The sequence below is a fragment of the Yoonia sp. GPGPB17 genome, from assembly GCF_037892195.1.
Taxonomy (GTDB): Bacteria; Pseudomonadota; Alphaproteobacteria; order Rhodobacterales; family Rhodobacteraceae; genus Yoonia.
The window spans coordinates 1209886-1234925 of the sequence record NZ_JATACI010000002.1 but is presented as its reverse complement, the minus strand read 5'-3'; the positions used below and the strand labels follow the sequence as shown (position 1 = coordinate 1234925).

Genomic DNA, 25040 nt, shown 5'->3' with positions numbered 1-25040 from the left:
AAACTAGTGATCAAGGCCCCGTTCTTGCACGATCATGACAGCCGCAAACATGTCACAGATGGTCTATGTCTCTGATCACGCCGGCTTATCAGCTATGTCTGTTAAAGCCCCCGCACAGCGCCGGTTTCAGTGAGCCAGGCCAATGTCGCCTCATTCACACCGGGGATCGGTTCGGCAGTGGCCGACTCTCTCAGATCGGCAAGACTCGTCTCTGCCAGCACCCGCCGCCACGCCGCGTCTGCCTTATACATGATCCGTGCGATATTGCAGGGCGCGCGGTAGTGCTTCGGCGCGGCCGAACATGGACCTTTCTGGCGGATTTCGGTGCAGCGAAAGAACGTACTGTTCTCCTCCAGTGCCATCACAATCTGCAGCAGTGATACCTCTTCCGCTGGTTTTGCCATCGCCAGCCCCCCGGAACGCCCCTCAATGGCTTCAACGACACCTGCTGCGACAAGCTTCTGCATCGCTTTTGAAAAATAGCTGGGTTTGACCCCGTGGTATTCTGCCAATGCGCGTGAAGGGATGCGTGCTCCCTGTGGCATCATTGCAAGTGCGAGACAGGCGTGAAGTCCCCACTCGACAGTTTCTGAAAGCTGCATTATTAACTCCGACAATAGATATCTTAGTTTATATCAATAGCGTTGGAAGGAAAGCGAAATGAAGCAACAACGTAACGAGGACGGTTTTGTTGTCGTTGGTCTATCGGCAAAGGTGCGGAACGATGACCCAGCGGCAATAGGTGCCCTATGGGGGGCCTTTCGCGCAGATGCCGTGCGATCAAAGCTCGGGCCGGATGCCTCCGAAGACGTCTATTGCGTTTATCACGATTATGATGGCGGTTTCATGGATCCTTACCGCATGACGATCGGACATCGCATGCCAAAGTCGGCGTCCGTTCCGATTGGCTTGCACTGCGCAGAGGTTCCGCCTCAAAAAATAGCGATCTACGAAGCAACCGGTCCGCAGCCGGATACGTTGATCGCCCAGTGGCAAGCGATTTGGGATGGTGATCTCAACCGATCATATATCGCTGACTACGATATCTACGATAAAAATAACCCAGATTTGGTAACAGTCGCAGTCGGTATAGAGGCGGCCTAGGTTTCGCAGCAAATCCAGCAGAAGTTGGCGTCTTTTGGAGAGCAACAGAAGGGGCCAATTTCGTGGACTTTGCCGAAAGGGGCCATTGGCGCACTCATGGCGAGAGTCCGGTTTGCCATGCGAGGCTGCCTTAACGGCAGCGAAAGGCCAAGCAGTACCGGACCACCCCTTGACCTTCGCCCTGCATGTGACATCTATCACCATATCCCTGTCCTCAATTCAGAAAGATACCTGATATGGCTTTTTCGCTTCCCGATCTTCCTTATGCCCACGACGCGCTTGCGTCCAAAGGCATGTCTGCTGAAACCCTCGAGTTTCACCATGATCTGCACCACAACGCCTATGTCACGAACGGCAACGCGGCGATTGCGGGGACCGAGTGGGAAAACAAGTCCCTTGAAGAGATCATCGTTGGCACATACGACAAGTCCGCTGTTGCGCAGAACGGTATCTTCAACAACATCAGCCAACTTTGGAACCACAACCAGTTCTGGGAAATGATGGGGCCTGACGGCAATGCGATGCCGGGCGAATTGGAGAAGGCGCTGATTGAGAGCTTTGGCTCGGTTGACGACTTCAAATCGCAGTTCAGCGCGGCGGGTGCTTACCAGTTTGGGTCCGGCTGGTGCTGGTTGGTCAAAAATGCGGATGGGTCCTTGGCTGTGACCAAGACCGAAAACGGCGTGAACCCGCTGTGCTTTGGTCAGACTGCGCTCTTGGGCTGTGATGTGTGGGAACACTCCTACTACATCGATTTCCGCAACAAGCGTCCGGTCTATCTGACCAACTTCCTTGATAACCTTGTGAACTGGGAAAACGTCGCCTCGCGCATGTGACCCGTTCATTCTGGACAATCTGCAAGGCCCGTGGGACATCTTCCCGCGGGCCTTTTTCTTGGGAGAAGATGATGATCGGACTGACGCTAGATGAGATCATTGCCGCCAAGGCAGAGGTACAGGCAAACCTGATCGAAACGCCGGTTCTGCCGCTCACATCGGCGCGTTGGGATGGTGTTCTGCCGGATTGCGCAGGTGTTACCGTGAAGCTGGAGTTGTTCCAGCAAACCGGGTCGTTCAAAGCGCGTGGGGCATTGCTGGGCATTCAACGCCTGAACGCGGCACAACGCGCCGCAGGTGTTGTCGCGGCAAGTGGCGGCAATCATGCCTTGGGTGTTTCGTGGGCAGCGAAGGCCGCTGGCGTGGACGCGCTGATTACGATGCCGCGGGCCACCGATCCGGCGCGGATTGCGGGGTGTGAGGCATTGGGGGCCACTGTCACGCTTCACGATGACATGGCGGCCGCCTTTGCTGCGATGAATGACGCCGCTGACGCGGGCCGCGCGCTGATGCATCCGTTTGAGGCAGCGCATATGATCCTTGGCGCGGCCACCTGCGGCCACGAATATGCGATGCAGGCTCCGCAGATCGACACTTATGTTATCCCGATCGGCGGGGGTGGGATGATCAGCGGGATGGCCTGTGCCATCAAGCAAGTGAATCCCGATGCGCAGGTGATCGGTGTCGAACCTTTTGGGGCAGACAGCATGTCACAAAGCTTTGCCGCTGGTGAACCGGTGCGGATCGAGAAGGTCGCGACCATCGCAGACAGCCTCGGCGCGCCGCTGGCGATGCCGCTGACCTATGGTGTCGCGCGGGCCAATGTGGAGCGGATTGTCCAGATCGCCGACCGCGAGATGCTTGCAGCGATGGATATCTATCAGCAAAACCTGCGCATTACGGCGGAGCCTGCCTGTGCGGCCTCGCTTGCGGCGGTTCTGGGCCCGCTGAAGGATGATCTGGCCGGGCGTCAGGTGGGCATCATCGCCTGCGGGTCCAATATCTCACTGACGCGCTATGCTGAGCTGATGGAGGGGCTATAGCGCGGCTTTCAGCAGCGCTTCAAGCTCTTCCACATCTTCGGCCACTTGCACAAAAGCCAGAATGTCATCGCCTGCAAAGCCGTTATCGACGACATGTTGCAGAAGGTCGCACAGCGGATCCCAAAACCCATCAATATTCAGTAGAATCAGCGGTTTGTTGTGCAGCTTGAGCTGTCGCCATGTCAGCGCCTCAAAAAACTCGTCCAAAGACCCGGCACCGCCGGGCAACACAACGACCGCATCGGCGTTCATGAACATGACCTTTTTGCGCTCATGCATCGTTTCGGTGATCACAAAGTGATCGAGGTCGCGTTTGCCCACTTCCCAATCCAACAGATGGGTTGGGATCACGCCAAAGGTTGCGCCGCCTGCCTCTTGTACCGCATTGGCCACGCGGCCCATCAGACCCACATCGCCCGCCCCATAAACCAGCCGCCATCCGTTTGCGGCCAGCATCTGCCCGGTTTCGCTGGCGGCCTGCGCATACTCCGGCGCAGCCCCGTCCCGAGAGCCACAGTAGACGCAAATCGACTTTTGATATCCGGACATTGTGATCCCCCTGAACGAGCTTCGCTTTGACCGGTCATAGCCGCGTTGTTAAGGTGGCTCAACCACCGGGGATGGGGCGGCCATGGATTGGCACTGCAAAAGGGACAAAACGTGACAGATGACGCAAAACCGGGCGCGAAGCCCGTCGTGCTGGGCGGTATTGCTGCGGCAGTCATTGGTCTGGCTATATTCGCGCTGATGCCCCAGCCTGATATTGCCGAGGCTCCGGCAAGTGAGGTTGAAACCCCCGCTCCCGCCGCCGCTGAGGATGTGGTTGCGGCGCCCGAGGCACCGGAGGTTGTCGTCGATGCACCCGAACCACAGCAATCACCTCAGGTGCCTGCCTTTGATACGTTCCGGGTCGAACCTGATGGCAGCATGGTGATCGCCGGGCGTGCCGCACCCGGACAAACTGTGGATGTGATGCTGTCCGGTGCCGCGATTGACCGGGTCGAGGCAGATGGTTCCGGCAGCTTTGTATCATTCACAGTCGTGGACCCGTCCGACCAGCCCCGCCGTCTGTCACTTTTGGCCGACCCTGAGGGCGAGGCGGTCGCCTCGACAACCAGCTACATCGTCGCGCCCATTGCGGCACCTGTTGTCGTGGCCGTTGCGCCCGCGACCGAACCGGGCATTCAGGACGAAGCTGCCGCCTCTGAGACACCAGACGCGCCGGTGGCCCCTGTCGTTGATACCCCGGCTATCGTGGCACCGGCACCGCCAACTGTCTTGCAGGCTGATGCGAGCGGGGTGCGTGTCGTACAGGGGACACCAACGTTGGATGATCCGGAAGTGGACCCAAATGTCGCACTTGATGCCATTACCTATGATCCTGAGGGAGAGGTTCAACTTTCGGGGCGTGCTACGGGTGATGGTGCAGTGCAGGTCTATATCAACAATGAACCAGTGACCGGATCACCCGTAACGGAAGGTGGCGATTGGCGCATTGATCTGCCAGATATCGACACCGGTGTGTATACACTGCGCATTGATGAGGTTGATGAGGCTGGCGATGTGGTATCGCGTCTCGAAACGCCGTTTAAACGTGAAGAACCCGAGGAGGTCGCCGCGGTGCTGGCCGAAGAAACATCGGTCGATGGGTTTGAGGTCGCCGTGCGCACGGTGCAGCCTGGTGCGACGCTCTGGGCGATTGCAGAAGAGAGCCTTGGTAACGGTATCTTTTACGTCGAGGTTTTTGAGGCCAACAGTGATCTGATCCGCGACCCTGATCTGATTTACCCCGGTCAGATCTTTCGCATGCCCGAAATCACGCAATAGGCGGCGTGCCTCTGGTGTTCCGGCTTAGGGAACCTTAGGTAGGACTTTCGCTGTCGTTGGAGTTTTCATGCGTGGTCTAGCCAAAACTGATGCCAATCTGAATGACGCACAAATCCAGGGGTGGAGCGTGATCCGCCGCGTGGCACCCTATTTGTGGCCAGACGCGCATCCTTGGGTCAAACGCCGGGTTGTGATCGCCCTGGCGGTTCTTGTCATTTCGAAACTGATCGCCGTGACGACCCCGCTGTTTTATCGCGAAGCCGTTGATGCCCTGGCACCTGACGGGATGGATGCTGCAACAATGTTGGGGTTGGGTGCAGTTGGTTTGACCATCGCCTATGGGATGGCGCGCTTGATGACAGTTGGGTTCCAACAGCTGCGCGATGTGGTCTTTACCAAAGTAGGCCAACGCGCCTTGCGCCAGTTGGCGCTAGAGACTTTCACCCATATTCACCGCCTGTCTATGCGCTATCACATCACCCGTAAAACCGGTGGCCTGTCACGGATTATCGAGCGGGGTGTGAAAGGTGTCGATTTCCTGCTGCGCTTCTTGTTGTTCTCGATCGGACCGCTGGTTCTGGAACTATTGATGATCGGTGTGATTCTCTTTTTCCTGTTTGATGTCTGGTATTTGGCGGTCGTTGTTGTGACGATTGCGCTCTATGTCTGGTTCACCTTCAAAGTGACCGAATGGCGCGTGAAAATTCGTAAAGAGATGAACGACCAGGATACCGACGCCAACCAAAAAGCCATCGACAGTCTGCTGAATTTCGAAACTGTGAAGTACTTTGGCGCGGAACGCTGGGAAGCGGACCGCTATGATGTGGCGATGGAGAACTACGAGGGTGCTGCGATCCGCACCAACTATTCGCTGGCGTTTCTGAATTTCGGCCAGTCGCTTTTGATTACCGGCGGCCTTGTTGCAGTCATGGTGATGGCGGCGATTGGTGTGCAGCGCGGCGACCTGACGGTTGGCGATTTCGTGATGGTTAACGCCTATATGATCCAGATTACAATGCCGCTGAATTTCCTTGGCACGGTCTATCGCGAAATCCGGCAGGCGCTGATTGATATGGGCGACATGTTTGACCTGCTTGAACAGCCCGCCGAGGTTCAGGACAAGCCGGACGCGAAAGCGTTGCAGGTGAATGGCGGGCGCGTAGCCTTGCAGGATGTTACCTTTGGTTATGACGATGCCCGCCCGATCCTGAAGGGGGTCAGTCTGGAGGCAGCACCGGGTCAGACCGTTGCGATTGTGGGGTCATCCGGGTCGGGAAAGTCGACCATCGGACGCCTGTTGTTCCGGTTCTATGATGTCGGCGGCGGCGCGTTGCTGATTGATGGTCAGGATGTTCGCGATGTGACCCAGGAAAGCCTGCATGCGCAGATCGGCGTCGTGCCGCAGGATACCGTGCTTTTTAACGACACCGTGCACTACAACATTGCTTACGGCCGTCCGAGCGCATCTGAGGATGAAATTATCGCCGCGGCGAAGGCCGCTAAAATCCATGATTTTATCGAGAGCTTGCCCGATGGGTATGACACGACGGTGGGCGAGCGGGGATTGAAGCTCTCTGGTGGGGAAAAGCAGCGTGTCGGGATTGCGCGTACGCTCCTCAAAAACCCGCCGATCCTGTTATTGGATGAGGCAACTTCTGCCTTGGACACTGAAACCGAAATGGAGATTCAGGCTGAGTTGAAGGAGATGGGTGAGGGCCGCACGGTGATCACGATCGCGCACCGCCTGTCCACGATTGCCGATGCGGACCGGATCGTGGTTCTGGAGGATGGTGTGATCGTCGAGGAAGGGCGCCACGATGACCTGTTGGCGGCAGACGGGCGCTATGCGCATCTGTGGAACAGGCAGTCCGAAGAGGAAGATGTAGTTTGAGTTAAGTGGTCCAATGAGTATGGTCCACTGGGTGCGCTAGCCGGAGCTGACCCTCACATTTTCAACCCCGTTCAGCGCTTGAATTATCCCATCCAAGGTGGTGACAAACGGGTCGTCCAACGGGGCGTGGACCTTTTTCTTATAGTTGATCAGTCCAAACAACTTGCGCGATTCGGTGCGCCACACCTGAATAAGCGCCTCAAATGTTGCATTGGCATCAACGACCTCATCGGCATCTTGATAGACGATTGCGCCGATCAAATAGGGCATTTCCGCAACAAGTTCTGTGTACCATCCCCAGTCTTCTTGATCGACTGCGCTTGGGGCATACCCATGGTTTGCTAGGCTGTCGTGGATCGCTGTCAGTAAGCTGCGACCTGCTAACCTGTTTATATGCTCTTGCAGTGTCGCCGGGTCATCATTGTGTTTGCTTGTAGTGAACTCAAAGATCATGGGGTGCACTTTGCTGGCTCTATCTAATAACACCAGACTAACCCGTTTCTTTGTTCAAAAGAAAACCATAAATGCTTCATCCACAGGCTGCGGGTTTGGTGGCAAGCTCTCACAGCTTTGCTCTAGATGCCGTTCAGCCCCGACCGTTTGCAAACGCCACCAGCTTATCCAGTGCCTGGTTCCAGCCGCCTTCACCAGCGGTGCCTGCGGGGACGCCAACATGCACCATGGTCATGTGGGTTTTTCCACCTTCTTCGCTAAGTTCCACAATCACTTCTGTGATATCCGGGCTGCCCTCTGGCATCCCCATGCTTTGTGGCGGAATTAACGTGCCATCGGGTTGGCACATGCTTTCGGTGTAAACCAACCTATGTGGCGCGTTCAGTTCCTTATACACCCCGATGAACCACATGCTCATCTCGCGCTCGGGCGTTTTCATCGTCATGTTGATCTTGCGTGTGCCACCCACGGCGACATCCATTTCGGCGGTTGGGACGCTCATGCCCATGGGGCCGTACCACTGTTTGAAGAGCTCAGGGTCGGTCCACATGCTCCAAACGACATCGATTGGGGCATCAAATTCGCGGTGCAGTCTTACCCAATTTGGCTGGTCAGTCATTGCTAGCGTCCTTCATGTTACTGAGTATGCGATCCATGGCATCAAACCGTGCGTCCCAGATATGACGGTATTGATCCGTCCAATGGGCGATAGCCTCAAGCGGCTGAGTCTCAAGCGTGCAGGGGCGAAACTGCGCGTCGCGCCCCCGTTTGATCAGCCCCGCATTTTCCAAGACGCGGATGTGTTTTGAGATCGCAGGCAAGCTCATTTCAAACGGTTCTGCCAGGGTGTTCACTGTTGCTTTGCCCTTAGCCAAACGCGCCAGGATGGCGCGCCGGGTCGGATGGGCAAGGGCAGAGAACGTGGCGTCGAGTTGATCAGAGCTGTCCATAGGTTTATTAATAAACCAAATCGTTAATTAATCAACTGGTAAACTAATGACATGGTTCGCAACGCTGCTTGTCGTCCCTGAAGTAAGTCATGCGTTTGCGTTCAGTAAGCACGCTTCAAACCCACGCACGAATGGGCGGGCGGGATGCCGTAACGGGTGATCACGCGCTGCAAGTTCGGGGAAAAGCGAGACCAGCTCGTCATATGTCGCCTTGTCGGCATCTGCTTGATACTCGCCCAAAAAGAAGCTCTCGGCAGGGGCACCATTGGCATAGACGATCTGATGCTGGTCGAACATGAGGTGGTAGTAGCTGATGCGCTGGACGGGCTTGCGATAGATCTTGTCGCCATCACACAGGTGGATGGCAGCGCAAAGGGCGTCAGATTCCTGCAAAAACAGCTCGCAACGCCAACCGGTGATGAACATACGATGCTGGGCAGAGACATAGAGCGGGGCATAGTTGCCGATTGCGCCCGTATCGAAACAGATCGGTGCAAACTTTCCGTGGCCCGGTACGGACTGCGCACCAACCCAGCGCAAAGGTTGTGGCCCATCGTCCATGGTATCGACCAATTGCCCTGCGACCAGATCCTCAACCTTTTTGTCGCCTGAAGGTGTGCGCACCAACGTGCCTTGGGCAAAGCAGGCGACCGAGATGTTTTCCTCTGCCACACTGATATAGGTGATTGTTCTGCCATCGGGCAGAGTGATGCTGCCGCTCAAAGACCCTGGACTGAAAGGCGCGAACGTCGATCCCGCTGGCAGGATCATGAAATCACTCCCATTGCTTTAAGCATCGACGAAGTCGGTGTTCTCCCCGACAAAGATTGTGTCCGCGCCGCCGCCGCCGATCAGGTTGCCTGAACTGTCACCCGCGATCAGGGTATCCTGACCACCGCCGCCCTCAAGAATATCGTTGCCGCCACCGCCGATCAGGATGTCGCTGCCGCCACCGCCGCGTATCTGGTTATCGCCAGTCCCGCCCGTCAGGATGTCATCGCCGCCGCGACCGCGGATCGTGCCGCCATCCGCACCGCTATCCGTGAGCGTGTCATCGCCGCTGCCGCCACGATAGCCAAAGCTGTCCAACCCAACCGATCCGCTGATATCGGCGTCAGCATCATTGGCGCGAAAGGCTACGAAGTTACTGAATGATCCGCCGCCCAGGTCAGCATCGGTGAAGGTTGTCACCATGCCGCTGCCCGTATCGGTGATTGTGATGCTTGACCCGGTTATCGTGATCTCAAGCGCATCGTCCACATTGCGGGCATCAAACGTACTGTTGTCGTCGACAAGCAACCCCGCCCAGAAAGCGGGGTCAGTGATGTCAGCGGTTGATGGTACGATAAAGACGGGCATGGGTGGGCTATCCTTTGCCCAAGCTTATCTTAGGATAGCCTTTTCAGGCAAACACAACCTGTGGTGGCCGTTCAAAGGACCGGAACTGGCCGTTTCAAACCTCGAAAATGACAGGCCCACTTAGAAGAAGGCTTGTCATTGTTTACTCAGCGGCCTGCATAGAGGTCTTGAGTTCAAGCGGCGGCAGTTTTGATGGTTCGTCCTCGTCCCAGATAAACTCTGGCGCCTTGATCCGTTTTGCCTGCCGCGCAAGTGCCCAGTCGCGCGCCGCTTTGCTGCTGCGGCCCATGGAAAGCTTGGCCAACAGTTGTGCAAACCACTGCACGTAGGTCACGAACCAGACGCGCACCGCCAGCATAGAGGGTGTAAACACCAAGGTTAGCATCGTGGCGATGCCCAGGCCAAAGACCACCGCGGTCGCCAGTTGCTTCCACCACAGGGCCGTTGGGCTGTCTATTGAGTAGCCACCATTCATGAAATCCAAGCTGAGGCCGAACATCATCGGCGCCAGACCCGCCATGGTCGTGATCGTGGTCAGCAAGACGGGGCGGATACGGGCCTCCGCTGTCCGCGTGATCGCTTCGGTGCGGGGCATGTATTTGCTGTATTCCTGATAGGTATCGATCAGGATGATGTTGTTGTTCACAACGATCCCGGCCAAGGCCACGATGCCGGTCCCCGTCATGATGATCGAGAAGGGTTGATCCATCACCAGCATCCCCACCAGCGAACCAGCGGTGGACATGACCACAGCCATTAGCACAAGGATGGAGTTATAGATGCTGTTGAACTGCGCCAGCAGGATGATGAACATCAGGCCCAGGGCACCCGCAAAGGCAACTTGCAAGAAGGCGCCGGATTCGGCCTGTTCTTCCTGATCACCTGTCCATTCCCAGTCGATAGAGGCGGGCAGGGGATTGGTGTCGAGCCATTCGGTCAATACGGCAATCCGCTCGTTCGCGTTCAGGGGTGTTTCGGATGTCTCATCATTGTTGACGGCTTCGGTCAGGCTGGCAAAGGTCGTATCGCCCAAAAGCGTTACAACCTCATAGCGATCCATGCCGATGGTGTCTTCGCTGACGATGCGCACCACCGCAATGGCCTCGCCGTCAAGGGTGAGGTTGGTCAGCCCGGCTTCAACCCCGGCCTTCACATCGAAGTACCGCTTCTGCTCAATCCGGTCGATCTGGGCGAGCTTTTGCACTGGCGTGCGAGTGATGAAGTTCGAGAGCGGGATCAAACCCTGATCGGTGCGTACCTTCAGGTTATCAAGCGTCGACAAGACACGGTCCTCTTCGGGCAAACGTACGCGGATCTCAATTTCCTCGTCCGAGGTATCAACCCGCATGGTATCCAGCAGAATACCCCGCGTGACCATCTGGACCATGGCGCCCACAGTCGCGACGTCTGCGCCATAGCGGCCCGCCTTTTCAACATCCACGTCGATCTGCCAGTCGATGCCGGGCAATGGCAGTGAGTCTTCGATGGTGATCAACCCCGGTGTCTGGTCAAACTGCGCGCGGGCGATGTTTGTTGCTTCGCGCAGTTCCGCAAAGTTGTCGCTCTTGAGTCGCAGGTGCACGGGCTTACCGGATGCGGGCCCGCGGGACTGCGCAAGGATTTCGGTCTCAATGCCCGGGATGGTGTTCAGCTCTTGTTGCAGCTCGGCCAGCACGACATCGCCATCTAGCTCAGCAATGCCTGCGCGATCTTCCCACGGGATGGTTTCCAGCTGGACCTGACCCACCGTATCGCTGGGCGTGCTTGCGCCGCTTGCATCGGTGTTCAAGCCGCCGTCACCAGCAAAAGAAAACGCGGTGATGACGCCGGGGTGGGCCAGTACGATTTCTTCGGCTTGACGCACCAGATCGTCCTTTTCTTCCAAAGACAGGTTCCCACGTGCGCGGACATAGACGATGGCTTGCTCGGGCTCGGATTCGACGAAGAATTCGACACCGTTGTTGTTGGCGCCATAGTAGCCAAAGATCGAAAAGACGGTGAAGGCAACGGCCCCAACCGTGACCAAAGGCATCACTGGGTTGCCCGCAATGAAATGCATGAAATGCCCGAAAGGGGAACGGCGATAACCTGCTTTGATTGTCTTGGCTTCCCGCTCAATCTTGGCCGCCCCGATGGTGATGGACAACAGGAATGCGCCCACAAGGAACAGCAGCATACCCGGAAGCGAGTCGCTCAGACCACTGGTTTGCACGGCTTCACCTGTCAGATAGCCGGGGTTCAGTGTCAGCATCGCGCCGGTAAACACGACCATGATGGCTGGCAACACCAGTATTGCGCGCAGGACCCATGGCAGCCGCGCGCGCAGGGCGTCAGATGCGTTGCCAAACAGCTTACTCATCCGCCCTGTGACGCCGCCCATCACCGGCAGATAAACCAGCGCGACGACCAATGAGGCGGAGAGAACGAAGATCAGTGTGACTGGCAACATGCCCATGAACTGTCCCGGCACGCCCGGCCAGAACAACATGGGCAGGAAGGCGCAGAGCGTGGTCGCAGTGGATGAGATAATGGGCCAGAACATCCGCTTTGCTGCCTCAACATAGGCGTGCATGGGGCCCGTGCCCTCTTTGATCCGTTTGTCAGCGTATTCGACCACAACGATGGCCCCATCCACCAGCATACCGACGGCCAAGATCAGACCGAACATGACGATGTTCGAGATCGTGATTTCCATCACGGCGAGCAGGGCGAAACATAGCAGGAATGAGGTTGGGATCGCGAAGCCCACCAACAGCGCGGGACGGGTGCCCAATGTGGCCAAAACCACGATCATCACCAGCGCAATGGCGGTCAGGACCGACCCTTCCAACTGGCTGACCATCGAGGCCACGTTGCGGGACTGGTCATTCGAGGTCCCAACCTGAATCGCCGATTGCAGCTCGGGGGACCAGCTGGCGCGCTCTTCTTCGACAACCTCTTTCACAAGGGCTGCGGTGTCGATCAGGTTGAACCCTTTGCGTTTGACCACCTGCAAGGCCACCGTGTTCACGCCGTTGAAGCGGGCGGTGCCAAGCCGGTCTTCGAACGTCAGGCGGATCGTAGCAAGGTCACCCAAGGTGATCACCCGATCGCCATTGGTTTTGACGGGTAGATTGTAGACATCCTGGGGTTCATCAAAGGATGACGGGATTTTTACTGCAAATGTCCCTTGGGCCGTTTCGACTTCACCGGCCGCAATCAGTAGATTGTTGTTGGTGACAACGCCGATCAGTTCACCTGCGGTGACGTTGTAAGCTTCCAGGCGCAGCGGGTCGATCACCACCTCAAGCATTTCATCACGTTGGCCCGCAAGTCCCGCTTCAAGGACCGCATCAAGCCCTTCAATGTGATCCTGTAAATCCTTCGCAACGCGCAGCAGCGTCCGTTCAGGCACTTGGCCGGTCAGATTCACGATCACGATGGGGAACTCAGAGAAATTGATCTCGTTGATCGAGTACTGGTCCGCCCCGCTTGGGAACTGCGCTTCGGCGTTATTCATGGCCGAGCGGATATCGGCGAGGATTTTGGTCTTGTCCCAGCCGAATTCAAATTCAAGCGCAACGCCCGCATAGCCCTCGGCGGCTGTCGCAGACATGGTTTTCAGGCCGTCGAGATCTGAAAGCTCAGTCTCCATCGGTTTGACGAGCAGTGTTTCACTGTCTTCGGCAGAGATACCGGGGAAGGGGACCGAGACGAAGATCGCCGGGATTTCGATGTCAGGCTCACCTTCCTTGGGCAGACCGACATAAGCCATGCCCCCCGCCAGCAGCGAGAGGGCGATAAAGGCCAGAACCATCCGGGCGCGTGAGGCGGCCCAGTCAACCAGTCCAGTCATCCTTTGACCTCCGTAAATGTCGGCGCGACTTGGACACCATCCACGACAAATTCTTGGCCGATTGTAATGATGTCGACGGTTTCGGGCAAATCGGTGACCCAAACACCTTCGGCTGTGTCGCGCAGCAAGGTCACAGGCATGAACTGGGCGATGTTCCCATCTGAAACGGTGCGCACGCCCAAGACGCCTTCGTCATCCAGCGTCAATGATGATTGCGCAATCAGGTGTGCGGTGCGCCCGTCCGAAGCGATCAGAATTTCGGCGGTTTGGCCATCACTGATGGCCAGATCATCGTTATCTACGGTCACCTCAACGCGGAAGGTGCGGGTCAGCTCATCTGCGCTGCGCGACAGGAATGTCACGCGGCCCTGCACCTGCTCACCGCTGGTCAGGCGGGCACCCGCCGTGGCACCAACGTTGACTTTCGAAACATCAGTCTCTGGCACAAAGCCGACCAGCTTGATTTCGTTCAGCTGGATGATCGTCGCACAGGGTGTACCGGGCTGCATCAGCGCGCCAAGTTCGGCCGTGTCGGTTTCCAATAGGCCAGAGAAAGGGGCCGTGATCGTCAGCTTGTCGATTTCACGTGCCGCCGATGCGACAGCGGCCTGTGCGGACTCGATACCAGCCTGAGCAGAGGCCACAGCAGAATTTGCGCGCTGTACGCCAGCGGTGGCCGCCTCCATGGCGGCTTCGGCACTGACAAGGCGCGTCTCGGAAGCAAAGCCATCTTCGGACAGGCGCTGGGCGGCGTTCAGATTGATCTCGGCCTCGCGCACGCGGGCGCTTGCCTCGATCACGCCGGCTTCGGCCTCGGGAACGCGACCTTCGGCTTCTGCCAGGCGGGCGCGGGCTTCGGCCAGTGATGCCTCGCGCGTGCCGGGGTCAAGCCGGCAGAGCATCTCGCCCTCGACAATGGACGCACCCTTGCGGCGCGGTTCCGAGATCACAAGGCCGGATGTTTCGGATGCGACGGTCACCTGCCGCGCAGCCTCGGTCCGGCCGCGCAGGATGACTGCGCTATCGATTGTTTGGGCGACCGAATGCATGGCCACGACACCAACAAGAGATTCGTCACTGGGCGTGGCTTCGTCCTGTGTTTCCATGTCCGCCGCAAGGGGGGTGTCTTCCGCAGCAGTGCTTTGCGCAAATCCGACAAGCATTTCACGCTCGAACACAACCATGTAGAGGCCAGCCAGCACCAAAAGTGCGGTAATCACCGGAATGATTTTCATTTCGTCGTCCCCTTTGGCTACCGTTTTTGCGGGCAGCCTTTGTTTCGATCTGGATTTTACGCGTTATTTCGCAGTACGGATCATATTATTGTACTAAACCATTCAGTTCAAAATATACGGAAGATGCCCCAACGGCAAGCGCACTTTTGCGTGTGGATTGCTGGAATAGGGCGCGCATTTGCCACTGACCTCTTGTTCATTGTGCGGGCTTCACGATATGTACCCGCAAAGACGTCATAAAACCGACCAGTAATTGGGGGCCGAGGTGAGCGACACCGACAGTTTTATCAACGAAGTGACAGAAGAAGTCCGCCGCGAGAAGCTGTATGGGTATCTGCGCCGCTATGGCTGGATTGCAGTTGCGTTGGTTCTTGCGTTGGTTGGTGGTGCCGCATGGAACGAGTATAGCAATGCGCAATCGCGCAATGCCGCAGAAGCGACCGGTGATGCGTTGATGGCTGCTCTTGAAGTCAACGAACCAGCAGCGCGTGCCGCGGCCATGGCCCAGGTTGAAGGCGAGGGGGCCGCAGCCGCAGTGACCATGCTGTTGCGCGCGGCGACGCAACAGGAGGCCGGTGATATCGCGGGCGCGGCCCAAACGTTGGGCGACGTCGTTACAAACCCTGATTTGCCGGAAATGTACCGCGATGTGGCTGCGCTGAAAGCGGCGATGCTGCCATCATACGACACCGCGACCCGCCGCGCCAGCCTTGACGCTTTGTCCGAGCCCGGCCAACCGTTTCGCCTGCTGGCCCTTGAACAAATGGCTTACATGACCCTTGCCGAAGGTGACGCGGACGGTGCGATCGTCATCATGCGCCAGATTGAAGAAGACGCAGGTGTGACGCGTGGCTTGCGCGAGAGGGTGCAGACCCTCATGGTAGCCTTGGGCGAGCCGTTGCCCGACCCTGTGACCCAGTAAGCGCAGATTGGATCTGACCCGTGATTTTAAGAGTTAGCATTGCCGCCGCCCTTAGCCTTGTTGTCCTTGCGGCTTGTGGCGATGATGACGTGATCTTGCCGGGCGAACGGTTTGACATTCGCGCGCAGACGGCGTTTGAAAATCAGGCGTTGCCACTGAACCTGCCTGCCGCACGTGCCAATAGCGATTGGGGCCATCGGAACGGAACCCCAAGCCACAGCATCACACATCCCGCACTTGGCGCAACGCTGAGCCCCATATTTGTTGCCGATATTGGCGAAGGCGATGGCAAGGGTGCGCGGATTACATCTCATCCCGTTGTTGCAAATGGTGTCATCTACACAGTTGATGCGCGCGCGCGTGTGACGGCCACCTCCGTAAACGGTGACAACCTGTGGACCCGCAGTCTGACGCCGACCCGCGACAATCCGGGCGATGCGTCTGGTGGTGGGATCTCTGTCGGGGATGGGCAGGTGTACGTCACCACCGGATTCGGCGAGATTACGGCGCTTGATGCGGCAACCGGCGCGGAGATCTGGACGCAGGATTTGGATGCACCCGCCGGTGCTGCGCCGACCTTGCGCGGAGATTTGGTCTATGTTGTTGCGCGTGACAGCACCGCATGGGCCCTGGATACCGGCAACGGCCGTATCCGCTGGCAGCGGTCTGGTGCACCATCGACGGCGAATTTCGCGGGCGGGGCATCGCCTGCGGTCAGCGGCGAATTTGTAGTGTTTCCGTTCTCATCTGGCGAAGTACTGTCAACCTATCCACAAGGTGGTTTGACCCGCTGGTCGACGTTCGTTTCAGGTGACCGCGTGGGCAACGCTGCCGGTGTGATCAACGATATCTCGGGTGACCCGGTTATCGTGGGTGACCGCGTTTACATCGGCAACTTTGGCGGCCGGACAGCTGCGGTTAATCTGGATGATGGCACCCGTCTTTGGACGGCAACCGACGGGTCAGTCAGCCCTGTCTGGCCTGTCGCCAATGCTGTTTTCCTGATCAACGATCTGAATGAACTGGTCCGACTTGATGCGGCAAATGGCAATCCTGTTTGGCGCACGGCCTTGCCTATATTCGAAGACGAAGAACGTACCCGCTTAAGCAGAAACGCGTCTTTGCTCATTATGGTCCCGTTTTGGCTGGCGGTCGTCTGATTGTGACCTCTTCGGATGGGCTGATCCGGCAGTTCGACCCGACCTCTGGTGCCCTGATCGGCCAGATCGACCTGCCGGGTGGCGCCGCGTCAGGCCCTGTTATCGCTGGAGAGGCCCTTTACGTCCTGAGCAAAAACGGGCAATTGCACGCTTTCCGTTAAGTCTGAAGTGGTGTAGCTGCGCAGGCGAACGCCGTCAGGAGCCATAAGATGAGCTTTACCCTTGCAATTGTGGGTCGTCCGAATGTGGGCAAATCCACTTTGTTCAACCGTTTGGTGGGCAAGAAACTGGCATTGGTCGATGACCAGCCGGGGGTAACGCGTGACCTGCGCGAAGGCGAAGGGCGGTTGGCCGATCTGCGTTTTACCGTGATTGACAGCGCGGGATTGGAAGAGGCGACAGATGACAGTCTGCAAGGCCGCATGCGTCGTTTGACGGAACGCGCGGTTGAGATGGCCGATGTCTGCCTGTTTATGATCGACGCGCGGGCCGGGGTGTTGCCAGCGGATGAGGTCTTTGCCGATATCCTGCGCAAGAAGAACGCCAATGTCATTCTAGCTGCCAACAAAGGTGAAGGCAAAGCGGCTGACGCGTCGATCCTCGAGGCTTATGCGCTGGGTCTGGGTGAACCAATCCGCATGTCGGCCGAACATGGTGAGGGCATGGGCGAGCTGATGGATATGCTGCGCCCCATCGCGGATGCACACGCAGAACAGGTAGCCGCTGATGCGCCTGAGGTCGATGTGGATGTCGGCGATGATGATGAGGACGCGGCGCGTGTTCCGACACGTGCCAAGCCTTTGCAGATTGCCGTTGTGGGGCGACCGAATGCGGGTAAATCTACGCTGATCAACAAGATCATCGGTGAAGAGCGTTTGTTGACCGGGCCCGAGGCCGGGATCACCCGCGATGCCATTTCGGTCCAGCAGGACTGGGGCGGGGTGCCGATGCGCATCTTTGATACCGCGGGCATGCGCAAGAAGGCCAAAGTGCAGGAAAAGCTTGAGAAGCTTTCGGTTTCCGATGGCCTACGGGCGGTAAAGTTTGCAGAGGTTGTCGTTGTGTTGCTCGACGTGGAAATCCCGTTTGAGCAGCAGGATCTGCGCATAGCCGATTTGGCCGAGCGTGAGGGGCGTGCAGTTGTCGTTGCGGTCAACAAGTGGGACGTCGAAGACGAAAAGCAGAGCAAGCTCAAAGAGTTGCGCGAAAGCTTTGAGCGTCTTTTGCCGCAGCTGCGGGGCGCACCTTTGGTCACGGTTTCTGCCAAGACGGGCAAGGGGCTCGACCGTTTGCAGCAGGCCATCATGCGGGCCCATGATGTTTGGAACCGCCGCGTATCCACTGCAAACCTGAACCGTTGGCTGACAGGGATGCTGGAACAGCACCCGCCACCTGCGCCGGGCGGCAAGCGGATCAAGATGCGCTATATGACACAAGTCAAAACGCGTCCGCCAGCGTTTGTTGTGATGACATCGCACCCCGATCAAATGCCGGAAAGCTATAAGCGTTATCTTGTTAATGGTTTACGTGTCGATTTTGATATGCCCGGCACGCCAATCCGGCTGTTCCTGCGTGATCAGGGGGATAAGAACCCTTACAAAGACAAGAAGTCCTCGCAACCGTCGCGCCTGTCAAAGCATCTCAAGAAGGGATCGAGCGAGCGTTAGCGCGTGTGGCCACCATCAGACTCAGCAAGATCAGGATGCCAATGCCAGCGAGCGCAGAGACCGTCCACAAGGTCAGACCATTGGCCACGATGATCCCGACAAGTGCCCATATCACCGTCAACCCATAAGGGACAGCATTGCAGCGCATCAGGACGCCAGCGGCGACAATCAACGCGCCGCTGATGCCGATATAGGCCCAGCCCATCGCACCCGTCAGCACACCATATCCTGCGGCTGTGCTGCCGAGCGAGACGAAGGACGCAGCCGTCAGCCAGCCTGCGTAAATGCCAACGGGTGCTTTGAACATCCAATAGTCATTGGCGGACGCACGCAGCAGCGCGGCAATTGCCGTGATCGCCATGAGGAAAATCAAGATTGTGGCCCAGACAGCGCTGACATTGGCCACCGAAAGCCACGTGGTGCCGATGGCCAGGCTGATGATAAGCGGCTTGCGCGCAGCGTCCCACATTGCATTCTCGGCCCGTTTCACGCTGCCGTAGAGTGCCGAAACCACGAGCCAGCCATAAATCAACCCCCAGATGGCAAAAGCATAGCCTTCGGGCTGGATTGGCGGGTCAATCTGCGGGATCGGCAGTTGATCCGCGCGGAAGCCGCTGAAGGGCGCGGTCAGAAATGGCGCGATCGCAAAGGTCGCAGTAAAGATGAGGGTCAGGATCGCGTAAATCTGCTTCATCCTGCTGATATAGGGCTATTTGATCCGGTTCCATCGACAGGTCGGGAAAAGCCGACTTGCCCGCAACCTGACCTTGCGTCAGCATCCGGGCATTGTAACAAGGATATTGGTATGAAACGGATTGCGATTTTTTGCGATGGAACGTGGAACCGCCATGATGCCGTGAATCCCACGAATGTGGTGCGCTTGGCGCAAGCAGTGAAGCACACGGCAGATGACGGGCGAAAGCAGCAGGTGTTTTATGTGTTGGGTGTGGGGGCAGGGCGCGGATCAAACGCCGTGGCCCGCACATTGGACCGGATCGCTGGTGGTGCCTTGGGTTGGGGCCTGATCGAGAATATCGAGGACGCCTATCGCGCCTTGGTGTTTTGTTATGAGCCCGGGGACGAAATCTTCATCTTTGGGTTTTCGCGGGGGGCCTATACGGCGCGCTCACTGGCTGGCCTGATGCGATCCTGCGGTATCCCGCCGCGCGAGAATGTGGGCCGGATTGGTGAAGCCATCAAACGCTATCGGTCCCGCGCTAGCGACACCAAACCTGATGATCCGGCAAGTTTCGCATGGCGGCGCGACTTTGCTCCCTACACAGCTACAAGTGAGTTGGAGTGGAACTGGCGGCAAAAGACAAACCCGGGTCTTTGCGTAAATCTGACGATCAAGTACCTTGGCGTCTGGGATACGGTGGGCGCACTGGGCGTGCCGGGGTATTGGGCGGCAGCCCCCTTTTTAACAAAAAGCACCAGTTTCATGATGCGGACCTGTCACGCACCGTCTTGTCCGCACGCCATGCCGTTGCGATTGACGAGCGCCGCAAGACGTTTCCACCGGCGATGTGGTCGGACAAACTGGACGACATGAACCGTCGCGCGATGGGGTTGGATGAGGATACTACTCTGCATCCCGACACCCGAAAGGACTGGCCCTATCGACAAGAATGGTTCCCCGGCGACCACGGCTCTGTTGGCGGTGGGGGCGACCGTCAGGGGTTGTCGTCTTTCAGCTTTGAGTGGATCGCAGAGGGTGCCAGAAAGGCGGACCTGAACATGGATGCGACGGTACTGGATACTGTGCAGAATGGCCGCAATATCCGAGAGGCCTTGGTCAATAAGTCAGATGTTGGCCTGATGACACGATTGATGCGACTGAGCGCGAAAGACCGCAATGGGCCGTTTCGCGTCGTAGATGTCAGTCAGACAGCGCTGGATCGTGTGGCATGTGATCCGTCCTATCAGCCGAAGACGCTCGAACAAGTGCTGAAAAAGCTGCAAGAGGCCATCACCAAAGACGACCTCTTGCCGCCAAATTAGACCATTTGGCCGTCGGCGTTGATCCGCGTTTTGCCGCGCAGGTAGGGATGCAGCGCTGATGGCAAATCAACCGAGCCGTCTGCCTGTTGACCGTTTTCCACCACAGCGATCAGTGTACGGCCAACGGCGAGGCCCGATCCGTTCAGCGTATGGACGAACTGCGGTTTGCCGCCGCCTTCGGGCTTGAACCGCGCATTCATCCGACGTGCCTGATAATCGCCAGCCACGGAAACCGAGCTGATCTCGCGATAGGTGTTCTGGCCCGGCAGCCAGACTTCGATATCATGCGTCTTGGTCATGCCAAAGCCCAGGTCGCCGGTGCAAAGCACCACCGTGCGATAGGGCAGCTCCAGTTTTTCAAGGATCGCTTGGGCGCAACCGGTCATGCGCGCGTGTTCGGCTGCGCTGTCTTCGGGCTTGGTCACGCTGACCATTTCCACCTTTTCAAACTGATGTTGGCGCAGCATGCCGGATGTGTCACGCCCGGCCGATCCGGCCTCGGACCGGAAACACTGCGTGTGGGCGACATAGCGGCGGGGCAAATAGCTTTCCTCGACCGTGAGCCCATTGACGATATTGGTCAAAGTGACCTCGGCCGTCGGGATCAGCCACCAGCCATTTGTGGTCTGATAGCTGTCTTCGCCAAATTTGGGCAGTTGTCCGGTGCCATACATCATTTCTTCGCGCACCAGCACCGGCGTGATGGTTTCGGTCAGCCCATGCTCTTCCACATGCACATCCAGCATAAACTGCGCGAGGGCGCGATGTAGGCGGGCGACGGCACCAGACAGCAGCACAAAGCGGCTGCCAGACAGTTTGGCGGCGGTTTCAAAGTCCATGCCGGGCCGGATGGCGGGGATATCGAAATGCTCAACCGGATCAAAGGTGAGGTTGCTGGGCGTGGCGTGGCGATGAATTTCGACGTTGTCGTCCTCGTTGGCGCCATCGGGAATGCTGTCGTCGGGCAGGTTGGGAATACCCATCAGCAAATCTGTGAGGGCCGCATCCTCGGCCTTGGCCTCATCGTTCAAGGCTGCAATTTGTGCTTTCTTTTCACCGACCAAAGCGCGCAGACGTTCAAATTCAGCCTCATCCCCGCGGCCCTTAGCGGCGCCGACCTCTTTGGCGGCTTTGTTCGCGTCGGCTTGTGCCGTTTCTGCAGCGAGGATCTTGGCGCGACGCGCTTCGTCCAGTGCAAGGATTTCGGACGATACAGGTGCAATCCCACGACGAGACAGAGCTGCATCAAAAGCAGCGGGGTTGTCACGGATGGTGCGAATATCATGCATAGCATCGGTCCTTATTTGGTATTTCCGTGCGGGTCATATGCCTGATTGCGGGGGCAAGTGAAGCAAAGAAAACACGGTCTCTTCCATGCGGATTGGGCGACAATCATATGGAGATACGTTCTTTGACGTGTTAGAATGACATGGCAGGAATACGCTATTGACTTGCGACAAAATAGCGCTTGAAGCGTCTGGAAAATGGACCTAATTCAGCCTTGCGAAAGACGACAGAATCTTGCGATAGCAAGTAAATGAAACACGAGTTTATGATAGGAAAACAAATGATTATGAAAGCCTTAACGGCCACCGCGCTTGGTGTTTTGGCCGCTCCTGCATTTGCACAGGAACTGACATATGGTTCTTTCAGCTTGGACTATATCAACATTACGCCAGAGGGCGATGGTGAAGAGTTGACAAGCTTTGATCTGCAGGGTGAAGGCGAATTCACTGTGAACCAGTTCGTCCTTGGCGCCGTTGGCTCGAATGATGTTTTTGAATTTGGCGATGGACCAGAAGTCACTGTTCGCAAACTCGGTGTCTATGCAGGCTACGAGATTACCCCGGAAGCGCTTGTCGGTGCTGGCTTTACCTCACTCAATGTTGATGATGAATTCTCCGACGAGGATCTGAACGGATTTGATATCTTCGGACAGTACCAGACCGGAGCATTTGGCATTGCGGTCAATTATTCGCGCCCCGACCAAGACATCGATGATTTCGATATTACAACGCTCTTTGTCGAGGCCGAAGTGTCCCCAGGGTTCACAGTCGGTGGCATTGTCGAGTCATTCTCTGAAGTAGATGAAAACGCATATTTTCTGTCAGCAAGCTATGATGCCGGTCAAATCTTTGGGCGGGCATATTATACCAGTATCCAAGACGCCGATTTTGCGATTTATGGCGCACGTGGGGAGTATTGGTTTACCGATGCCATTGCGCTTACCGGTGGGTTTGAGACCATCTCTGGCGATGATTTCGGCATAGATTACACGGCTCTTTCGATCGGTGGTGAATATGAATTTGCGCCCGGTATTGCCGCAAGCGCAAGTTACACCAATATTGATAGCGACGGCGACGACGCGGATGCCCTATCCATCGGTCTGACATATGAGGTTGGTTCACGTAAGCGTCTTGATCGCAACATGACAGAAGACGCATTTGAAGATCTTGAACATGGGATTTTTGGTACTCAACCCAATCTGGGTTTCGGTATCTTTGCCGGTAGTTTTAGCTTTATTTGATCTGCCACAGATTTTCACAAAAGGCCCGCATATTGCTGCGGGCCTTTTCGTTTGCCACCTCCGAAAAGAGGCACTTTGGCAGATGTGTTTTTTGGCGAAAGTGATCCGTTGAGATTGCTTTCCGCAAGTGGTCAACCCATATGCCACGCAACCTTATCTGAATGAAGCCAATCGCGGTTGCCAATCAGGGGTGGCGGACATAATGTGCCGCGAGTTTCAAGGGCGCGAACGCCGCATGACCAAAAGGGATGGATTATGAGACCTGCCGACCTGATTATGTTGCTACTGATCTTTGCGATCATGTATTTCTTGTTGATCCGTCCGCAACAGAAAAAGATGAAAGAGCATGCAGCCATGCTTGCCGGACTGCGCCGCGGCGATCAGGTGATCACCCAAGGTGGGCTTGTCGGTAAGATCGTGAAGGTCAAAGAGGACGACAGCAACGAAGTTGAGGTTGAAATTGCTAAGGATGTCAAAGTCCGCGTGGTCAAATCCACCATCGCCACGGTGATGAACAAAACCGAACCGGCGAAGTCCTGATAACTGGTAACGAGGCGCGCTTTATGCTGAATATTTCGTTTCCCAAGCTTGTGATGATCTGGCTAACGGTCATCGTTGGTTTGACCTTTGCGATGCCAAACGGCTTTTATGGCCGGGTTGAGACCCACAATGATGCGATGGCGATCATCGAGACCGGCCAGACCAATGCGGAGCTTGAGGCCGATGCGGCGCAGTGGCCGAGCTTTCTGCCCTCCAATCTTGTGAACCTAGGGCTTGATTTGCGCGGCGGCGCGCATTTGCTGGTCGAGGTGCAGGTGGAAGATGTGCACGCCTCTTTCCTCGAAGGGTTCTGGCCCACGGTGCGCGATGCGCTGGCGGCAGAGCGGGATACAGTGGGTTTCGTCACACGCGAAGACAGCCCCCCGACGGAATTGCGTATTCGTATTTCGCAAGCTGATGGCGCGACCCGCGCCTTTGAAATTGCGCGTGGGCTGGCCTCTCCCGTCGCGTCATTCACCGGTGCTGCGGCGACAAATATTGATGTGCGTATCAATGGTCCGCTTCTGACGATCACATTGAGCGAGGCAGAGATCGCCGCGATGGACGAACGCACGATCCTGCAAACGCTCGAAATCATCCGCCGCCGTATTGACGAGGTGGGGACACGTGAACCTACGATCCAGCGGCAAGGGTCTGAACGGATATTGGTGCAGGTTCCTGGCGTTGGGTCTGCAAACGAGATCATTGAACTCTTGGGGACAACAGCGCAGCTGACGTTCAACCCTGTTGTGGCGCCGACGTCCGACCCCGATGCAAATGCGGGAACAGGCAACGTGATATTGCCCTCGCTCGATATCCCAGGTCAGTTCTACATTGTCCAACGGCGCCCCGTTGTAACGGGTGAAGACCTCGAGAACGCGCAGCTTGACTTTGATCAGAACGGGCGGCCTGCCGTTGCCTTCCGCTTCAATACCTCAGCCGCGCGCGAGTTTGGTGACTATACACTGGAAAACATCGGAAGGCCCTTCGCGATTGTGCTGGATGATGAGGTAATCTCGGCCCCCACGATTCAAAGCCACATTCCAGGTGGCTCAGGCCAGATTACAGGCGGAAACTTCACGGTTGATAGCGCCACCAACCTTGCAGTTTTGCTCCGTGCAGGTGCGTTGCCCGCTGAACTGACTTTCCTTGAGGAGCGGACCATCGGCCCTGAATTGGGGGCGGATAGTATCGCCGCAGGGCAGATTGCCTGCATCGTCGCGGGTATCGCGATACTTTTTTATATGATCTTGAGCTATGGCTTGTTTGGCGTGTTCGCCAACATCGCATTGGTCATCAACGTGGGGCTCATTTTTGGCTTGCTGAGTATTGTCGGCGCAACCCTCACACTGCCCGGCATTGCAGGCATTGTGTTGACAATCGGTATGGCGGTGGACGCGAACGTGATTGTCTTTGAGCGCATCCGCGAGGAGCTCAAGACGGCCAAAGGGCTTGACGCGCGCAATAGAGCTGGGCTACGAAAAGGCGCTGTCCTCAATCATCGACGCCAACATCACAACATTCATTACAGCTGTGATCCTCTTCACCATGGGCTCCGGCCCCGTCAGCGGCTTTGCGGTGACCTTGGGCTTTGGTATTATCACGTCTGTTTTCACCGCGATCTTCGTCACACGCTCTCTGATCGTGATCTGGTTCGCGCGCACCCGCCCCAAGACAATCGAGGTTTAGT

The 25040-nt window shown here is 57.0% G+C and carries 22 protein-coding genes and 2 pseudogenes; 13 read left to right on the top strand and 11 right to left on the bottom strand.

Going from position 1 to position 25040, the window contains the following annotated elements; all coding sequences use genetic code 11:
• Positions 1–101: 101 nt before the first annotated feature.
• Positions 102–602 (bottom strand): RrF2 family transcriptional regulator, encoded by a 501-nt coding sequence (locus QTO30_RS06700; RefSeq protein WP_340423348.1) that lies wholly within the window; start codon positions 600–602, stop codon positions 102–104.
• Between the two features lie 58 nt (positions 603–660).
• Here QTO30_RS06700 and QTO30_RS06695 point away from each other — a divergent pair, with 58 nt between their 5' ends.
• The 3 genes from QTO30_RS06695 (at position 661) to QTO30_RS06685 (ending at position 2983) form a co-directional block, all read left to right on the top strand.
• Complete coding sequence (locus QTO30_RS06695; RefSeq protein WP_340423346.1) at positions 661–1104, top strand: GyrI-like domain-containing protein; 444 nt, start codon at positions 661–663, stop codon at positions 1102–1104.
• 236 nt (positions 1105–1340) lie between these two features.
• Positions 1341–1940 (top strand): superoxide dismutase, encoded by a 600-nt coding sequence (locus tag QTO30_RS06690; protein ID WP_340423344.1) that lies wholly within the window; start codon positions 1341–1343, stop codon positions 1938–1940.
• A gap of 68 nt (positions 1941–2008) precedes the next feature.
• Complete coding sequence (locus tag QTO30_RS06685) at positions 2009–2983, top strand: threonine ammonia-lyase (RefSeq protein WP_340423342.1); 975 nt, start codon at positions 2009–2011, stop codon at positions 2981–2983.
• On the opposite strand, the gene QTO30_RS06680 is transcribed toward QTO30_RS06685, so the two are convergent.
• Positions 2978–3532, bottom strand: a complete 555-nt coding sequence (locus tag QTO30_RS06680; RefSeq protein ID WP_340423341.1) for an LOG family protein — start codon at positions 3530–3532, stop codon at positions 2978–2980. The genes QTO30_RS06685 and QTO30_RS06680 overlap by 6 nt on opposite strands.
• A 111-nt stretch (positions 3533–3643) precedes the next feature.
• Here QTO30_RS06680 and QTO30_RS06675 point away from each other — a divergent pair, with 111 nt between their 5' ends.
• Together QTO30_RS06675 and QTO30_RS06670 are read left to right on the top strand one after the other, a co-directional pair.
• Entirely contained in the window at positions 3644–4810 is a 1167-nt protein-coding gene (locus tag QTO30_RS06675; RefSeq protein WP_340423340.1) for a peptidoglycan-binding protein, read from the top strand.
• Between the two features lie 67 nt (positions 4811–4877).
• Positions 4878–6701: an ABCB family ABC transporter ATP-binding protein/permease gene (locus QTO30_RS06670; protein ID WP_340423339.1), complete on the top strand. Its 1824-nt coding sequence runs from the start codon at positions 4878–4880 to the stop codon at positions 6699–6701.
• Positions 6702–6737: 36 nt separating this feature from the next.
• Here QTO30_RS06670 and QTO30_RS06665 read toward each other — a convergent pair whose 3' ends face one another.
• From QTO30_RS06665 to QTO30_RS06635, 7 genes are all read right to left on the bottom strand, one after another.
• A complete protein-coding gene (locus QTO30_RS06665) occupies positions 6738–7154 on the bottom strand; it encodes a hypothetical protein (RefSeq protein WP_340423338.1) in 417 nt (138 codons plus the stop codon).
• Between the two features lie 133 nt (positions 7155–7287).
• On the bottom strand, positions 7288–7773 hold the full coding sequence (locus QTO30_RS06660; RefSeq protein WP_340423336.1) for an SRPBCC family protein: 486 nt from the start codon (positions 7771–7773) through the stop codon (positions 7288–7290).
• On the bottom strand, positions 7766–8104 hold the full coding sequence (locus QTO30_RS06655; RefSeq protein ID WP_340423335.1) for an ArsR/SmtB family transcription factor: 339 nt from the start codon (positions 8102–8104) through the stop codon (positions 7766–7768). The genes QTO30_RS06660 and QTO30_RS06655 overlap by 8 nt, the downstream gene beginning before the upstream one ends.
• Positions 8105–8191: 87 nt before the next feature.
• Positions 8192–8875, bottom strand: a complete 684-nt coding sequence (locus QTO30_RS06650; protein ID WP_340423334.1) for a Hint domain-containing protein — start codon at positions 8873–8875, stop codon at positions 8192–8194.
• Between the two features lie 18 nt (positions 8876–8893).
• On the bottom strand, positions 8894–9463 hold the full coding sequence (locus QTO30_RS06645) for a calcium-binding protein (protein WP_340423333.1): 570 nt from the start codon (positions 9461–9463) through the stop codon (positions 8894–8896).
• Between the two features lie 142 nt (positions 9464–9605).
• Positions 9606–13298 (bottom strand): efflux RND transporter permease subunit, encoded by a 3693-nt coding sequence (locus QTO30_RS06640; RefSeq protein ID WP_340423331.1) that lies wholly within the window; start codon positions 13296–13298, stop codon positions 9606–9608.
• On the bottom strand, positions 13295–14533 hold the full coding sequence (locus tag QTO30_RS06635) for an efflux RND transporter periplasmic adaptor subunit (RefSeq protein WP_340423329.1): 1239 nt from the start codon (positions 14531–14533) through the stop codon (positions 13295–13297). The genes QTO30_RS06640 and QTO30_RS06635 overlap by 4 nt, the downstream gene beginning before the upstream one ends.
• 265 nt (positions 14534–14798) lie before the next feature.
• Between QTO30_RS06635 and QTO30_RS06630 the strand changes: the two genes are divergently transcribed.
• Genes QTO30_RS06630 through der form a run of 4 tightly spaced genes read left to right on the top strand, consistent with a single transcriptional unit; the run spans position 14799 to position 18282 of the window.
• Positions 14799–15455, top strand: coding sequence for a tetratricopeptide repeat protein (locus QTO30_RS06630; protein ID WP_340423327.1), 657 nt, complete (start codon positions 14799–14801; stop codon positions 15453–15455).
• Positions 15456–15475: 20 nt separating this feature from the next.
• Complete coding sequence (locus QTO30_RS06625) at positions 15476–16615, top strand: PQQ-binding-like beta-propeller repeat protein (RefSeq protein ID WP_340423325.1); 1140 nt, start codon at positions 15476–15478, stop codon at positions 16613–16615.
• Positions 16597–16776, top strand: a complete 180-nt coding sequence (locus QTO30_RS06620) for a PQQ-binding-like beta-propeller repeat protein (protein WP_340423323.1) — start codon at positions 16597–16599, stop codon at positions 16774–16776. Before QTO30_RS06625 ends, QTO30_RS06620 begins: the two co-directional genes overlap by 19 nt.
• 48 nt (positions 16777–16824) lie before the next feature.
• Entirely contained in the window at positions 16825–18282 is a 1458-nt protein-coding gene (der, locus tag QTO30_RS06615) for a ribosome biogenesis GTPase Der (RefSeq protein ID WP_340423321.1), read from the top strand.
• Here der and QTO30_RS06610 read toward each other — a convergent pair.
• Positions 18257–18976, bottom strand: a complete 720-nt coding sequence (locus QTO30_RS06610; RefSeq protein WP_340423320.1) for a hypothetical protein — start codon at positions 18974–18976, stop codon at positions 18257–18259. The genes der and QTO30_RS06610 overlap by 26 nt on opposite strands.
• Before the next feature lie 111 nt (positions 18977–19087).
• Here QTO30_RS06610 and QTO30_RS22045 point away from each other — a divergent pair.
• Positions 19088–20283, top strand: a pseudogene (locus tag QTO30_RS22045) (DUF2235 domain-containing protein).
• Here QTO30_RS22045 and serS read toward each other — a convergent pair.
• Complete coding sequence (serS, locus tag QTO30_RS06595; RefSeq protein ID WP_340423315.1) at positions 20280–21572, bottom strand: serine--tRNA ligase; 1293 nt, start codon at positions 21570–21572, stop codon at positions 20280–20282. The pseudogene QTO30_RS22045 and the gene serS overlap by 4 nt on opposite strands.
• A 278-nt stretch (positions 21573–21850) precedes the next feature.
• Between serS and QTO30_RS06590 the strand changes: the two genes are divergently transcribed.
• From QTO30_RS06590 to secD, 3 genes and pseudogenes are all read left to right on the top strand, one after another.
• Positions 21851–22810: a porin gene (locus QTO30_RS06590; RefSeq protein WP_340423314.1), complete on the top strand. Its 960-nt coding sequence runs from the start codon at positions 21851–21853 to the stop codon at positions 22808–22810.
• 255 nt (positions 22811–23065) lie between these two features.
• On the top strand, positions 23066–23350 hold the full coding sequence (yajC, locus tag QTO30_RS06585) for a preprotein translocase subunit YajC (RefSeq protein ID WP_340423312.1): 285 nt from the start codon (positions 23066–23068) through the stop codon (positions 23348–23350).
• 23 nt (positions 23351–23373) lie between these two features.
• Positions 23374–25039: pseudogene (secD, locus tag QTO30_RS06580) on the top strand (protein translocase subunit SecD).
• Position 25040: the final 1 nt, after the last annotated feature.

What these genes read in the sequence shown, in the direction of transcription:
- QTO30_RS06655 (WP_340423335.1), bottom strand. Translation starts at nt 8,104, where the DNA reads ATGGACAGCTCTGATCAACTCGACGCCACGTTCTCTGCCCTTGCCCAT.
- QTO30_RS06660 (WP_340423336.1), bottom strand. Translation starts at nt 7,773, where the DNA reads ATGACTGACCAGCCAAATTGGGTAAGACTGCACCGCGAATTTGATGCC.
- QTO30_RS06695 (WP_340423346.1), top strand. Translation starts at nt 661, where the DNA reads ATGAAGCAACAACGTAACGAGGACGGTTTTGTTGTCGTTGGTCTATCG.
- QTO30_RS06635 (WP_340423329.1), bottom strand. Translation starts at nt 14,533, where the DNA reads ATGAAAATCATTCCGGTGATTACCGCACTTTTGGTGCTGGCTGGCCTC.
- QTO30_RS06665 (WP_340423338.1), bottom strand. Translation starts at nt 7,154, where the DNA reads ATGATCTTTGAGTTCACTACAAGCAAACACAATGATGACCCGGCGACA.
- QTO30_RS06650 (WP_340423334.1), bottom strand. Translation starts at nt 8,875, where the DNA reads ATGATCCTGCCAGCGGGATCGACGTTCGCGCCTTTCAGTCCAGGGTCT.
- QTO30_RS06685 (WP_340423342.1), top strand. Translation starts at nt 2,009, where the DNA reads ATGATGATCGGACTGACGCTAGATGAGATCATTGCCGCCAAGGCAGAG.
- QTO30_RS06590 (WP_340423314.1), top strand. Translation starts at nt 21,851, where the DNA reads ATGATTATGAAAGCCTTAACGGCCACCGCGCTTGGTGTTTTGGCCGCT.
- QTO30_RS06610 (WP_340423320.1), bottom strand. Translation starts at nt 18,976, where the DNA reads ATGAAGCAGATTTACGCGATCCTGACCCTCATCTTTACTGCGACCTTT.
- der (WP_340423321.1), top strand. Translation starts at nt 16,825, where the DNA reads ATGAGCTTTACCCTTGCAATTGTGGGTCGTCCGAATGTGGGCAAATCC.
- QTO30_RS06670 (WP_340423339.1), top strand. Translation starts at nt 4,878, where the DNA reads ATGCGTGGTCTAGCCAAAACTGATGCCAATCTGAATGACGCACAAATC.
- QTO30_RS06640 (WP_340423331.1), bottom strand. Translation starts at nt 13,298, where the DNA reads ATGACTGGACTGGTTGACTGGGCCGCCTCACGCGCCCGGATGGTTCTG.
- yajC (WP_340423312.1), top strand. Translation starts at nt 23,066, where the DNA reads ATGAGACCTGCCGACCTGATTATGTTGCTACTGATCTTTGCGATCATG.
- serS (WP_340423315.1), bottom strand. Translation starts at nt 21,572, where the DNA reads ATGCATGATATTCGCACCATCCGTGACAACCCCGCTGCTTTTGATGCA.
- QTO30_RS06690 (WP_340423344.1), top strand. Translation starts at nt 1,341, where the DNA reads ATGGCTTTTTCGCTTCCCGATCTTCCTTATGCCCACGACGCGCTTGCG.
- QTO30_RS06700 (WP_340423348.1), bottom strand. Translation starts at nt 602, where the DNA reads ATGCAGCTTTCAGAAACTGTCGAGTGGGGACTTCACGCCTGTCTCGCA.
- QTO30_RS06645 (WP_340423333.1), bottom strand. Translation starts at nt 9,463, where the DNA reads ATGCCCGTCTTTATCGTACCATCAACCGCTGACATCACTGACCCCGCT.
- QTO30_RS06680 (WP_340423341.1), bottom strand. Translation starts at nt 3,532, where the DNA reads ATGTCCGGATATCAAAAGTCGATTTGCGTCTACTGTGGCTCTCGGGAC.